Origin of the sequence: Neptunomonas sp. XY-337 (genome assembly GCF_004959845.1) — a bacterium.
In the GTDB taxonomy this organism is placed as follows: domain Bacteria; phylum Pseudomonadota; class Gammaproteobacteria; order Pseudomonadales; family Balneatricaceae; genus Neptunomonas; species Neptunomonas marina.
Genome location: NZ_SPLL01000004.1, coordinates 318,122 through 331,733 on the forward strand (window position 1 = coordinate 318,122; position 13,612 = coordinate 331,733).

The window sequence follows — 13,612 nt, forward strand, 5'->3', positions numbered from 1 at the left end:
CTCCTGACTCAGTGTGTCTGCACCAGCTCTCCGGCGTTGATCTTGAAGTAGGCGACATCCGTTTCTGGGCGCCATACTGTGCGTAAACTCGCAGGATCAACACAGGTGATGAAACATTGATTAGTTGTTTGTTCTAAGTATTCGCAAAACAGGCGGCTATGCTGCTGATCAAGCTCTGACGGTAGATCGTCGATCAGATACACACATGGGCGACCACTCAAGCGGTGATACAACGTGCCCTGCGCCAGCTTTAATGCGCTGACCACCAGTTTCTTTTGGCCACGGGATAAACGCTCAGCAGCGCTAATGCCATCGGCTTTTACTCGTAAATCTGCCCGTTGCGGCCCAGCACTGGTATAACCTTGCCGGATATCACGCTCCAGTTGCGCTCCCAATAGCTCATCGAGTGGCACCTTCTGATCCCAACCAGGGGAGAAGTTCAGACGTATCTCTGCGCCACTGAACAGATGCGCCAAAATGGCTTCAAAGTCGGGAATAAGCTGCGCTATATAGGCAAAACGCAGCTCCGTAATACGCTGTGCATACTGGATAAATTCGCGATCCCAAACTTGCCGCACGGCAGGGTCGATTTTACCACATTTCAGTAGGGAATTTCTCTGCTGAAGTACACGTTTAAAGCCTCTCCACACCTGAATAAACGCAGGATCGAAGTAAAACGCACCCCAGTCGATAAACTGGCGCCGATTGGCTGGGCTACCCTCGAGTAGATCGAAGGTGTCGGTATTAATCACTTGCAGCGGTAGTAAGCCAGCCAGCTCGGCAAGATCAATCGTATTCGCATCATAGCGGATGCGCACATCACCGCTGGTTTGGCGCTCCACACCCAGTGGTTTAGCTGCATGTGCGCCCTGCGCTAGCTGCGCAAAAACCAGTGCTTGGGGGGTATCTTGCGTCACGAGATATTTAAACTGGCTGGTACGAAAGGAGCGCGTCAGGCCCAAAAAGTGGATCGCTTCCAACAATGAGGTTTTACCACTGCCATTTTCACCATAGATAACGTTTATCCGCGATGAGGGTCTCAGTTCGGCCTGTTGAATATTGCGTATGTGGGAGATCGAGAGGGAGCTAATAGGCATATAAAAAGAGCAGGGGAGCCATGCTCCCCTGACACCGTTTCGGGCGCGCTTACATACGCATCGGCATAACAACGAACAGACTTCCGTCCTCGTCGTAGCCCTCTACTAGGGCACTGCTGTTGGAATCAGACAGGGTGAAGCGCACCACATCTGAGTTCAGAATGGATAACACATCCAGCAGGTAGTTCACGTTGAAGCCGATCTCTAGCGTATCGCCTTGATAATCGATCGCAACCGTTTCTTCCGCTTCTTCCTGCTCTGGGTTGTTCGCCATAACCTGTAAAGCGCCGCTCGTCAGCGATAGACGCACACCGCGATATTTTTCGTTAGAGAGAATCGCGATACGGCTAAAGACTTTACGCAGTTCTTGGCGATCACCCAGTACCGCTTTATCGCCATTACGCGGGATCACGCGCTGATAATCAGGGAATTTGCCGTCAACTAGCTTCGACGTGAAGATAAAATCGCCCACGTGAGCACGGATATGGTTGGCGCCGATCACCAGCTTCAATGGCTCATCGCCTTGCTGTAACAGGCGCGCTAGCTCAAGAATACCTTTGCGCGGCACGATGATCTGATGTTGCGACGTCTGATCTGTCTCAACAGGGGCAACACTGGTTGCCAACCGGTGGCCATCTGTTGCAACGGTGCGCAACGAGCCGTCTGCGATCTCTAGCAGCATACCGTTAAGGTAATAGCGCACATCCTGCTGAGCCATGGAGAAGCCAGTTTGCTCAATAAGATGGCGCAGCTGACCTTGCGACAGCGTTAGATCCAAGGTTTGTGGGCTATCTTCAACGTTCGGGAACTCAGTTGCCGGTAACGTGGATAACGTAAAGCGGCTACGGCCAGCTTTAATGACCATCTTTTGGCCATCGAGCGTGAATTCGATCTGTGCATCATCCGATAGAGATTTACAGATATCCATCAACTTACGCGCCGGTACCGTAATGGAGCCAGCATCAGCAGGCTGGTCCAACGTGACGCGGCCCACTAGCTCGACCTCTAAGTCGGTACCCGTTAGCGACAGCTGATCGCCCTCGGCCACCAGCAAAATGTTAGATAGCACAGGTAATGTCTGACGGCGCTCAACGACACCTGCAACCAACTGCAGTGGCTTGATTAGTGCTTCACGTGAAATTACGAATCTCATGGTTATCTACCTTAGTTAGATCCGACACTACGCCGTCAAATGACGCAGCAGGTTCTGGTAATCCTCTCTTATATCTACATCGGTTTCGCGCAACTCTTTGATTTTGCGGCACGCATGTAGAACCGTCGTGTGATCTCGGCCACCAAAGGCGTTGCCGATCTCCGGCAAGCTATGGTTGGTGAGTTCTTTTGCAATGCTCATCGCAACCTGACGTGGCCGCGCGACAGAACGACTTCTGCGTTTCGATAATAGATCGGAGACTTTAATTTTATAATACTCGGCGACCACACGCTGAATATTGTCAATACTAACTTGTTTGTCCTGTAATGCTAGCAGGTCTTTCAGCGACTCTTTAATGAACGGCGTGGTGATCGCATTGCCCGTGAAATGAGCGTTGGCAATCACGCGTTTTAACGCGCCCTCAAGCTCGCGAACATTCGAACGAATCTTTTGTGCAAGGAAGAACGCTGCATCATCTGGCAGGCTGATTTTTGCCTCTTGCGCCTTCTTCATAACAATCGCGACACGGGTCTCAAGCTCAGGTGGCTCGATCGCAACCGTCAAACCCCAACCGAAACGGGATTTTAGGCGCTCTTCAACACCATTAATCTCTTTAGGGTAGCGGTCACTCGTTAAGATCATCTGCTGGCCACCCTCTAACAATGCGTTAAAGGTGTGGAAGAACTCCTCTTGAGAGCGTTCTTTGCCAGCGAAGAACTGAATATCGTCAATGAGGAGCGCATCAACCGAACGGTAGTAACGCTTGAAATCATTGATAGCATTCAGCTGCAAAGCCTTAACCATATCGGCAACAAAGCGCTCTGAATGTAAATACACGATCCGAGCGTTTGGATTTTGACGCAGCATCTCCATACCGACAGCGTGCATCAAGTGGGTTTTACCAAGACCCACACCACCATATATAAAGAGTGGGTTGTAAGCACCGCCGGGGTTGTCCGCTACTTGCTGAGCTGCCGCTAATGCCAGCTGGTTCGACTTACCCTGGACAAAAGACTGGAACGTAAACGCTTGGTTTAGGTTCGATTGATGGCGTACGCCGCCCTCAACATCAACATGGCGTTCTGGCTCAGCCGCTGGGCCTACATCTAGCTCCAGTTGTGGAGGTGGCGTGTAGAGCGACATCTCTGATGCAGGCTCTGGAGCTGCCATCGCAGGCACAGGTTGAACCACTTCCGGCTCCGGTCGATAGACAGGCTGCTGCACAGGTGCGGCAACCGGTGCTGGCTGCGGAGGCGGCTCGTAAGCTGGCGGAGCAGGGGGCGGCGGGGGAGCAACAGGGCGCGGCGGAGCGGGAGGCATACGTCGGCTCATCATATGCGGCGATACCGCACTGGCCTCTACCCGCACATCGGCGCTGATATCACCCGATACATCACACACCACTTGGCGAATACGGGATAGAAACTTGTCGTTGACCCAATCGCGTACAAAACGATTAGGCGCAACCAACACAAGTACGGAGCCACTGCCCTCTTCAACGCGCAGTGGCCGAATCCACATATTGTATTGTTGGGCTGGGAATTCGCTCTGCAAGCTAGGCAAGCAGCGTTCCCATAATTCAACCAACATAGTTGCTCCGAAACATAAGCAGTAAGATGACAGACGCTTGTAATGAGGGGCGGTGTAATGCCCGACTAACATCCGTTTCTAATTAATAATCCCGCCATTTTACATTGACTTAAAGCACTTATCCACACCCAGTGCATAAATAAGCACTAAATTGGATAAAAAGATTAGATACACGCCATTTCACGACAAATCGATACTTAAATGCATCGTTTTCTGGGATAACAACAGACTATCTAAAGACTTAATAACAGCACAAATATTTGTTTATAAACACAATATTTAAGTTAATAACATAAAAACAAAACTCTGTTTTTAATGCCGCTATCGTAAAATATCTGCCCTATTTTTCAAAAAAGGGTTTGATAATCGATCAATATTTAACTAGAATTTCGCGTCTTTAATTTTGCTCTTATGTCGGCCCCGCCCGCAATTACGAGCACCAACGAGCGTTAGACAGGACTGACTGATGAAAAGAACATTTCAACCAAGCGTTTTGAAACGTGCACGTACTCACGGTTTCCGTGCTCGCATGGCTACTAAAAGCGGCCGCGCAGTAATCAACCGTCGTCGTGCTAAAGGCCGCAAGCGTCTGTCTGCCTAATATAGGTAGCAGCCGAGGTCTGGTTACTTTTGAATGACCGAGTTCGGATTTCCCCGGCAGCTACGTCTTTTAACGGCCGGGGACTTCAAGTCCGTCTTTGACGACGTCACCCTGAAAGTACCAGACCAGCGGATCCTTATTCTTGCCCGCCCAAATGGACTCGACCATCCTCGGTTAGGGTTCGTCATCTCGAAAAAAAATGTTCGCAGAGCAGTGAAACGAAATCACGTTCGGCGTATCATTCGCGAGTCTTTTCGCCTCAACCAGCAGCAACTTCCACCCGTCGATATGGTGATATTGGCACGTTCCGGTTTGGGAGACCTCAGCGCGGATGAACTTCATCGCCTGACCAAAAAATGCTGGGCGCGGTTGAATAAAAAAGCCAAAAAACCAACGAACAAGCAAAGTTAACGGTCCCTTATCTTATGGATGTACAGCGAGTCATATTGGTTGCAGCTTTAGCTCTCATCTCCTATATGCTGGTGTTGCAGTGGAATGAAGACTATGGCCAGCCAGCCCAGGCACAAGCTCCGGTAGCCTCTGTTTCTCAATACGGTAGTACACCTGTTGCAGGCGATTTACCGACTGAAGAGAGTAAAGCGGCGGGAGATATTCCATCCACCGGCACTTCAGAAACTCAGGCACAGGCACAATTGATCTCTGCCAAAACTGACGTGCTAGATGTCCTGATCGATAGCAAAGGCGGCGACATTATTCAGGTAGCCTTGCCAAAACATGCGGCGAGCGTCGGTAGTGAGCTTTCCTTTGTGATGCTCGAGCAAACCGGCAACCGTACGTATGTATCACAGAGCGGCTTGATCGGTAAAGATGGCCCAGACGCAAGCAAAGATGGCCGCCCAACTTATCGCGTCAGCCAAACGGCGTTTGAGATGGGCGAGAGCGGCACGCTAGATGTCGATCTAACCTTTACTGATGGCCAAGGCGTGAACTACATTAAACGCTTCACGTTTACGCAGGGCTCATACCTCATCAACGTCTCTTACATCGTTGATAACCAGTCCCAAGAAACATTCCAAGCCAGCCTGTTCGGTCAGATCAAGCGTGACCGCAGCGAAGATCCAAATGCATCAACAGACATGGGAATGCAGTCATACTTGGGGCCGGTGTTCTCGACAGCAGAGAACAACTATAACAAGTACGACTTTGACGATATCGATGATGCAAACTTTAAACAAACCTCAGCAGATGGTTGGGTTGCGATGGTTCAGCACTACTTTACAAGTGCATGGATTCCATCACCGGGTGCAGATTACACCTACAGCTCACGCAAGCTAAACGGCAACTATATTGTTGGTTTTGTGTCACCTGTTCTGGAAGTGGCACCTGGCCAAGAAAAAACCGTTTCTGCTAATTTCTACGTCGGCCCTAAAGACCTTGACCAGATGGAAGCGGCAGCACCTAACCTTGAGCTAACGCTAGATTATGGCTGGCTCTGGTGGGTTGCATCACCTCTGCACTGGTTGCTAGACACCATCCATGACTTAGTAGGTAACTGGGGCTTGGCAATCATTGGTATCACGATTGTTGTTAAAGCTGCGCTCTTTAACCTGAACGCTAAGGCGTTCAAGTCAATGGCGAAGATGCGTAAATTCGGCCCAGAGATGCAGCGTCTCAAAGAGCTCTATGGTGATGATCGCCAGAAGATGTCTCAAGAGATGATGTCCCTCTACCAGAAAGAGAAGATCAATCCACTGGGTGGCTGTTTACCTATTCTTGCTCAGATGCCGATCTTCATCGCGCTATACTGGGTGCTGATGGAGTCTGTGGAGCTGCGCCATGCAGATTTCCTATATCTGACAGACCTATCCGTCAAAGATCCTTACTTTATCCTGCCAATTTTGATGGGCGCGACGATGTTCATTCAGCAGTTGTTGAACCCAACACCGCCGGACCCAATGCAGGCAAAAGTGATGAAAATGCTACCGATTCTCTTCACTTTCTTCTTCCTGTGGTTCCCAGCAGGTCTGACACTGTACTGGGTGGTTAACAACATCTTGTCGATCGCACAGCAGTACGTTATCAACAAACAGATTGAAGCAGGCGATAGCGCATCTTAAGATAGCGTCATCCCTCAAAAAGGCTCCTACGGGAGCCTTTTTTGTTACTAAACTCAGGAGTTTGCTATGTCTTTTGTCAACCAAGACACCATCGCTGCACAAGCAACAGCGCCAGGACGCGGAGGTGTGGGTATCGTGCGCGTCTCGGGCCCGAAAGCGCAGGCGATTGCCCAAGAGGTGCTTGGCATGCTTCCCGCGCCGCGTCACGCGCACTATGGAGCCTTCCTCGATGCGAATGGCGCTGAGTTAGACGAGGGCATCGCACTGTTTTTCCCAGGCCCCAATTCGTTTACCGGTGAAGACGTATTAGAGCTACAAGGCCACGGCGGTCCCATCGTGATCGACTTCCTGCTGCAACGTGTGCAAGCATTGGGCGCTCGATTAGCCCGCCCGGGTGAGTTCTCAGAACGGGCGTTCCTCAACGATAAGATGGACTTAACTCAAGCCGAAGCGATTGCTGACCTGATCGACAGCGCCTCACAACAGGCTGCACGCTGTGCGCTGCGGTCGCTACAAGGGGAGTTTTCCAAGCGCGTTGACGTGCTGCTTGAATCGCTGATCCAGTTGCGCATCTATGTAGAAGCGGCGATCGACTTCCCCGAGGAGGAGATCGACTTCTTGGCCGATGGCAAAGTGCTCAGCGACCTACAAGCGATTATGGCAAACCTTAATGCCGTTCAGCAGGAAGCGCGGCAGGGCTCCCTGATTCGCGAAGGGATGAGCGTTGTCATCGCTGGGCGCCCAAATGCAGGCAAATCGAGCCTGCTGAACGCACTGGCAGGGCGCGAAACAGCGATTGTGACGGATATCGAAGGGACCACACGCGATGTCCTGCGCGAGCATATCCATATCGATGGGATGCCCCTTCATATCATCGACACAGCAGGCTTACGTGACGCTCCTGATGAAGTGGAGCGGATCGGCATTCAACGTGCATGGGAGGAGATCCACAAGGCGGACCGCGTATTACTAATGGTTGATAGTACGAAAACCGCAGCAGACGATCCGCACCAGATCTGGCCAGAGTTCGTTGATCAGCTTCGGGACGACAGCAAAATTACCGTTATTCGCAACAAAGCCGACCTTAGCAATGAGGTCATTGGCATGACGAGCGCAGGAGAGATCCCTGTTTTACATCTCTCGGCAAAGGCTGATCAGGGCATTGAGCAACTGCGCGAGCACTTAAAAACATGCATGGGTTATCAAGCAACAACAGAGGGTGGATTCCTTGCGCGCCGCCGCCACTTAGAGGCACTACAAACGGCACAGGAGTCTTTGCAAACAGGTCTTGATCAGTTGCAGCTTCACGGGGCTGGCGAGCTACTGGCAGAGGATTTACGCCAAGCTCAGCACGCGTTAGGAGAGATTACCGGACAGTTCAGTAGCGATGACCTGTTAGGCCGCATATTCTCAAGCTTCTGTATCGGTAAATAAGTGAGTTGAGCCACGATTTATCAAAAAGTCTGTATTAAAGTAGCTTTTCTATATTGAGGATAAGAAGATAGTAAGCACTTACTTTTGAATATTTCCCAGCGTGACAAAACAAGTTTTTTAAATAAATAGATAGCCACAAAAAAGCCCAGCTATGCTGGGCTTTTTTTAGGTTAAGCAGAGCAGATTACTTTGGAATCTCGCTGCTAACACCTTCGATAAACCAGTTCATACCAGCCATTTCACCGTGCTCTAGGATTTCACCTTCAGCAACTTTTAGCTCACCCTTTTGGTTTTTAATCGGGCCAGCGAATGGGTGTAGCTTGCCTGCACTAATCGCATCGATCAGGCTCTGAGCTTCTTCAGCCACGTCTGCCGGAACGTTGGTAAACTCAGGAATAACGATCTCACCTTCTGCCATGCCGCCCCAGTGATCCTCGGACTTCCACGTACCATCCATCACCTGCTGAACGCGGTTGATGTAGAACGGAGCCCATTCGTTAACCACAGACATCACATGCGCTTTTGGACCAAAGTGCTGCATATCTGATGCTTGGCCGACTGCGTAAACACCGCGACGGTTAGCTGCTTGCATCGCCGCTGGGCTATCCGTGTGCTGCAGAATCACGTCAACACCTTGGTCGATCATCGCATTTGCCGCATCCGCTTCTTTACCTGGATCGAACCAGCTGTTCACCCATATGATCTTCAGCTCAGCCTCTGGGTTGTACTTGTTCAAAGCCATTTGAACGGCATTGATATCACGAATAACCTCTGGAATCGGGAACGATGCGATATAACCAATCTTGTTCGACTTGGTTACTTTCGCCGCCACAAAGCCTGCAACATAACGGCCTTCGTAGGTATTAGAGATATAAGTACCTACGTTTTTCGCTTGCTTGTAACCTGTTGCGTGCTCAAATGTTACACGAGGGAACTGCTTCGCAACTTTCAACGTCGGGTTCATAAAACCAAATGACGTCGTAAAGATCAGTTTGTGGCCAGTCTTTGCTAGGTTACGAATCACACGCTCAGCGTCAGCGCCCTCTGGCACGTTTTCAACGTAAGTGGTTTTCACTTTGTCACCAAAGTGCTTTTCAACCGCTAAACGGCCTTGGTCGTGCTGGTAGCTCCAGCCGTGGTCACCGATTGGGCCAACATAAACAAAGCCGACTTTCATTTGATCAGCAGCTTGTACGCTAAGGGTGGCAGCTAAACCTAAACCTGCAACAAGACCGGTTAGGAGCTTCTTCAACGCTGGTTTTTTCATTTACGCGTTCCTCGTTAAAACTTCACATTCAATTGGAGTAGTTAGGTTTCAACCCGAATGGCGGTCTGCCAATGGGGTCGAGAAGGTATATTCCATATCCCAAGGGAAGCGAATCCAAGTATCTTGGCTGACTTCCATCACATAGGTGTCCACAAGCGGACGGCCCGCAGGCTTGGCGTAAAGCGTCACAAAGTGCGCCTTGGGCAGCATCTCACGGACGAATTTAGCTGTTTTACCCGTATCGACGAGATCATCCACCAGCAAATAGCCTTCACCGTCGCCTTCAACAGACTTGAGTACATTAAGTTCGCCTTGTTGCATCGCTTCGCCTTGATTATCGGCCGTGCCATAGCTGGTGACGCAAATCGTGTCGATTAAGCGGATATCCAACTCACGCGCTAAGATCGCTGCCGGTACCAAACCACCACGTGTAATTGCGATGATGCCTTTCCAGGGGCCAAGCTCCAGTAGGCGCCACGATAGCGCACGTGAGTTTCGGTGTAATTCATCCCATGAAACCGGGAAATCTTTGCTGTAGGGCAGCTGAGCCATTGAGTCTTCCTCTTAAAGCGAAATAGAGCGCCCCAATCTCTACCTTGGGGCGATGTTAATCGCGAATTATAACCTAAAGGTCAGGTTTTATTGCCGTTACCTATCAAACCTTGATAGCGAGCAAACACTTGTGCATTAGCTACTCGCATGGAATGGCTTACCAAGCGACGCTGGTGTGTACAACTTACTGCGCCCGCTGTTGCGAGACAGCATAACCAAAACCAGAATTGTCGCGATGTAGGGCAGCATTGCCAGCAGGTTTGGTGATACCGCAAAGCCCAAACCTTGTGCCACAAGATGGAGAATGCTCGCCAAACCAAACAGATAGGCTCCCAAAAGCACCCGCTCAGCACGCCAAGTTGCAAATACCACCAGCGCTAACGCGATCCAACCACGCCCTGCCGTCATATTTTCTGCCCACAAAGGTGTATAGGCCAGCGATAGATATCCACCCGCTAAACCTGCCATAGCGCCACCAAACGCAACGGCAAGATAGCGCGTACGCATCACCGGTAAACCGATCGCATTCGCGGCGTGTGGGTTCTCGCCCACGGCTTTAACGACTAACCCCGTGCGGCTAGAGCGGAAGAACCAGTAAACGGCAGCAAATAAGCCAAAAGAGAAGTAGACGATCAGGTCCTGTGCAAACAGCATCTTGCCGATAATGGGAATATCGCTCAGTACAGGAATAGCGATCACACCTAAACCGCCGATCGGCTTGCCAACATAGTCAGAACCGATAAACGCAGATAAACCCGTACCAAAAATTGTCAAGGCAAGCCCGGTAGCCACTTGGTTGGCGCTCAGACCCAGAGCAATTACAGCAAATAACTGGGACATCAAAACACCGGCCAGCATCGCACAAATAAAGCCTAACCAAACGTTGCCAGAGAGCAGGGTAGCGATAAAGCCGATGACCGCTCCCATCAGCATCATCCCTTCCTGACCAAGGTTTAACACGCCGCTTTTTTCGCAGACCATTTCGCCCAATGCCACAATCAGCAGCGGTGTTCCAGTACGGATCATCGCATAGAGCACGTTGGTAATTAGATCGATATCCATTAGTTTACTTGCTCCGCTGTCGTCTTTTGCGAGGATAACCAAGGTAGGGTGACACGGAAGTTGATCAATACATCACATGCCAATAGATAGAAGAGCAGTAAACCTTGGAACAAGCCGGTGATGGCCACCGGCATATTCAGCTCGATCTGGGCCATCTCACCGCCCATGTAGATCAAAGCCATCAGCAAGCTCGCCAACAAAATGCCCACCGGGTGCAAACGGCCAAGGAACGCAACGATAATCGCAGCATAGCCATAGCCCGGTGAAATTTGCGGTACTAACTGACCAAGTGGGCCTGTCACTTCGCCGGCACCCGCAAGGCCGGCTAAGCCGCCGCTGATCAGCATGGTTACCCACACCAAACGCTTACTTTTAAAGCCCGCCAAACGCGCGGCGCTGTGATCCAGTCCAAGTACTTTAATCTGGAAGCCCATAAAGCTGCGGCTGAGCAATACCCATATTGCAGCAACAGCGAATAGAGCAAATAAAATACCTGCATGGACCCGTGTATCCTCAATTAAGATAGGCATCAGCGATGCATCGCCAAACATGGCAGATTCAGGGAAATTGAAACCGTTGGGATCTTTTAAAGGGCCGTGCACCGAGAACACTAATAGGTTCAAGGCGATATAGTTGAGCATGATGGTCGTGAGGATCTCGTTGGCGTTGAAGTGTGTCTTTAGCCATGCCGCGAGCAAAGCCCACAACGCACCACCAATAACACCTGCCAGAAGAATCGCTGGTAGTACCCAGATACCCTCCGCTTCGATCACATTCACAGCAACGCTACTGGCCAGTAGTCCACCCATCAATAACTGGCCCTCAGCACCGATATTCCACACTTGTGCTTTAAAGACCACAGCAAGCCCAATCGCACATAACAGAATCGGTGCTGCCTTTACGCACCATTCAGCCAGGCCATAGGTGTCTGAAATAGGTGTGTAAAGCATGGTTTTCAGGGCGTGTATCGGGTCGAGTCCTTGCAGGAAAAAGAAGATACCGCTAGTGATCAATGTGAGTACACCCGCCAGTACTGGCGATAGATATGCCATCTTACGCGAGTGCTGACCACGGGGTTCGAGCTTAACAAGCATGATATATCCTTACGATGTAGAGTTCGCATGAGTGGCGGTATTAAACACACCAGTCATCCACTGGCCGACCTCCTCTAAAGAGGTTTCCGGCGTCGGTTTCAGTGGCGATAGTTCACCATCGCAGATGGCGCACAAGCGATCAGAGATTAGAAATAGTTCATCGATATCTTCAGATACCACCAGAATCGCAGCACCTTGGTTACGCAGCTCAATGAGCGCCTGATGGATCGCTGTTGCCGCGCCGATATCCACACCCCAAGTGGGGTGAGCAGCAATCAGCAGCTGCGGTTTTTGCATGATCTCACGACCAATGATGAACTTTTGTAGATTACCGCCAGAAAGGCTCTTCGCATGAGTCTCACTGCCCGGCGTTTTGACCTTAAACTGGTTGATGATCTTCTGTGCAAAGCTTTCAGTGCCCTGGTGGTCGATCATGCCACGTTTACTTACGAGCCCTGTTAAAAAGCCCGTTAACAGCGCGTTTTCCTTCAAGCTCATATCCGGCACAGCACCACGACCCAAGCGCTCTTCAGGTACAAACGCCAAGCCTTTGCGGCGGCGTTTTTCAGGGCAAAGGTGCCCGACAGGACCACAAGGAAAGTGAATCGCATCATGGTTTTCAACGGTATCTTCACCACTGAGAGCAGCGAGTAGCTCCTCTTGGCCATTTCCCGCAACACCGGCGATACCCACGATTTCGCCCGCATGAACATCCAAATCAATGCCTTTAAGGTCCACACCAAATGGATCCTCGCTGATACGCGTTAAGCCGCGAACTTGCAAGAACACATCACTACCTAGCACCTTCTCATAGTCCATCGTGATCGGTGTTTCGTCACCCACCATCATTCTCGCCATGCTAGCCGGGCTCTCTTGTGCAGGGATGCAGTCACCCGATAGGCGGCCACCTCGAAGAATCGTGGCGTGATGGCAAAGCGCTTTGACTTCATTGAGTTTGTGGCTGATAAACAAGATGCTGCAGCCCTCTTCAGCAAGGCGGCGCAGGGTAATAAAGAGCGTATCAACCTCTTGAGGGGTCAGTACCGAGGTAGGCTCGTCGAGAATCAGTAGCTTAATATCCTGAACCAAGCAGCGCACAATCTCGACGCGTTGGCGCTCACCGACGGATAAGGAGTGCACGTGGCGATCTGGATTCAAGGCCATACCATAACGCTCAGAAACGGTACGTATCTTATCAGCCAAAGCCTTCAGATCCCCAGCTTCATCACCTAATGCCAATGCGATATTTTCTGTGATGGTCAGCGTTTCAAAGAGGGAGAAGTGCTGAAACACCATCCCAACACCGAGTCGTCTTGCGTGGGCCGGATCTTTAATTTGTACCCGCTCGCCTTCCCAGTAAACTTCGCCGCTATCTGGCTTTACGACACCATAGATGATTTTCATTAGGGTGCTTTTACCGGCACCGTTCTCACCGAGTAGCGCGTGAATCTCACCACCGGCGATCTCTAGATCAACCGCATCGTTAGCGAGACAGCCAGGATACTGCTTGGTGATACTTTTCATTACCAGCCTAGGTGGTTGGTTTGGCGTATCACCTGCCAAAGAAGTCGTCATTATCGTCCTCGTTCTGACCCGTTCAGCCCTGGCTCTCAAAAAACCTGACTCAAGAGTCAAAAATATGTTCTCTTTTCTGAAAAACGATGGCAGAATCTAAAGAACCTGA

The 13,612-nt window shown here is 50.7% G+C and carries 12 protein-coding genes; 4 read left to right on the forward strand and 8 right to left on the reverse strand.

Annotated elements, in window-relative coordinates; translation table 11 throughout:
• Nucleotides 1–8 precede the first annotated feature (8 nt).
• Genes recF through dnaA form a run of 3 tightly spaced genes read right to left on the reverse strand, consistent with a single transcriptional unit; the run spans nucleotide 9 to nucleotide 3,840 of the window.
• Nucleotides 9–1,097, reverse strand: coding sequence for a DNA replication/repair protein RecF (gene recF / locus E4L36_RS11455; RefSeq protein ID WP_136680726.1), 1,089 nt, complete (start codon nucleotides 1,095–1,097; stop codon nucleotides 9–11).
• Nucleotides 1,098–1,146: 49 nt separating this feature from the next.
• Complete coding sequence (gene dnaN, locus E4L36_RS11460) at nucleotides 1,147–2,250, reverse strand: DNA polymerase III subunit beta (protein ID WP_127693607.1); 1,104 nt, start codon at nucleotides 2,248–2,250, stop codon at nucleotides 1,147–1,149.
• Nucleotides 2,251–2,277: 27 nt separating this feature from the next.
• Entirely contained in the window at nucleotides 2,278–3,840 is a 1,563-nt protein-coding gene (dnaA, locus tag E4L36_RS11465) for a chromosomal replication initiator protein DnaA (protein WP_136680727.1), read from the reverse strand.
• Nucleotides 3,841–4,306: 466 nt separating this feature from the next.
• Between dnaA and rpmH the strand changes: the two genes are divergently transcribed.
• From rpmH to mnmE, 4 genes are all read left to right on the forward strand, one after another.
• Nucleotides 4,307–4,441, forward strand: a complete 135-nt coding sequence (rpmH, locus tag E4L36_RS11470) for a 50S ribosomal protein L34 (RefSeq protein ID WP_127693609.1) — start codon at nucleotides 4,307–4,309, stop codon at nucleotides 4,439–4,441.
• A gap of 33 nt (nucleotides 4,442–4,474) precedes the next feature.
• Complete coding sequence (rnpA, locus tag E4L36_RS11475) at nucleotides 4,475–4,852, forward strand: ribonuclease P protein component (RefSeq protein ID WP_136680728.1); 378 nt, start codon at nucleotides 4,475–4,477, stop codon at nucleotides 4,850–4,852.
• Nucleotides 4,853–4,866: 14 nt separating this feature from the next.
• Nucleotides 4,867–6,519: a membrane protein insertase YidC gene (gene yidC / locus E4L36_RS11480; RefSeq protein WP_136680729.1), complete on the forward strand. Its 1,653-nt coding sequence runs from the start codon at nucleotides 4,867–4,869 to the stop codon at nucleotides 6,517–6,519.
• A gap of 66 nt (nucleotides 6,520–6,585) precedes the next feature.
• Nucleotides 6,586–7,953 carry a tRNA uridine-5-carboxymethylaminomethyl(34) synthesis GTPase MnmE gene (gene mnmE / locus E4L36_RS11485; protein WP_136680730.1) on the forward strand — a complete coding sequence of 456 codons (1,368 nt, stop codon included), beginning with the start codon at nucleotides 6,586–6,588 and terminating at the stop codon, nucleotides 7,951–7,953.
• A 184-nt stretch (nucleotides 7,954–8,137) separates the two neighbouring features.
• Here mnmE and E4L36_RS11490 read toward each other — a convergent pair whose 3' ends face one another.
• The 5 genes from E4L36_RS11490 to E4L36_RS11510 form a co-directional block, all read right to left on the reverse strand.
• Complete coding sequence (locus E4L36_RS11490; RefSeq protein ID WP_127693613.1) at nucleotides 8,138–9,220, reverse strand: BMP family ABC transporter substrate-binding protein; 1,083 nt, start codon at nucleotides 9,218–9,220, stop codon at nucleotides 8,138–8,140.
• A gap of 48 nt (nucleotides 9,221–9,268) precedes the next feature.
• Nucleotides 9,269–9,772, reverse strand: a complete 504-nt coding sequence (gpt, locus tag E4L36_RS11495; protein WP_136680731.1) for a xanthine phosphoribosyltransferase — start codon at nucleotides 9,770–9,772, stop codon at nucleotides 9,269–9,271.
• 135 nt (nucleotides 9,773–9,907) lie between these two features.
• Nucleotides 9,908–10,834: an ABC transporter permease gene (locus E4L36_RS11500; protein WP_136680732.1), complete on the reverse strand. Its 927-nt coding sequence runs from the start codon at nucleotides 10,832–10,834 to the stop codon at nucleotides 9,908–9,910.
• Nucleotides 10,834–11,928 carry an ABC transporter permease gene (locus tag E4L36_RS11505; RefSeq protein WP_136680733.1) on the reverse strand — a complete coding sequence of 365 codons (1,095 nt, stop codon included), beginning with the start codon at nucleotides 11,926–11,928 and terminating at the stop codon, nucleotides 10,834–10,836. The genes E4L36_RS11500 and E4L36_RS11505 overlap by 1 nt, the downstream gene beginning before the upstream one ends.
• Before the next feature lie 9 nt (nucleotides 11,929–11,937).
• Nucleotides 11,938–13,503 carry an ABC transporter ATP-binding protein gene (locus tag E4L36_RS11510; protein ID WP_136680734.1) on the reverse strand — a complete coding sequence of 522 codons (1,566 nt, stop codon included), beginning with the start codon at nucleotides 13,501–13,503 and terminating at the stop codon, nucleotides 11,938–11,940.
• Nucleotides 13,504–13,612 lie beyond the last annotated feature (109 nt).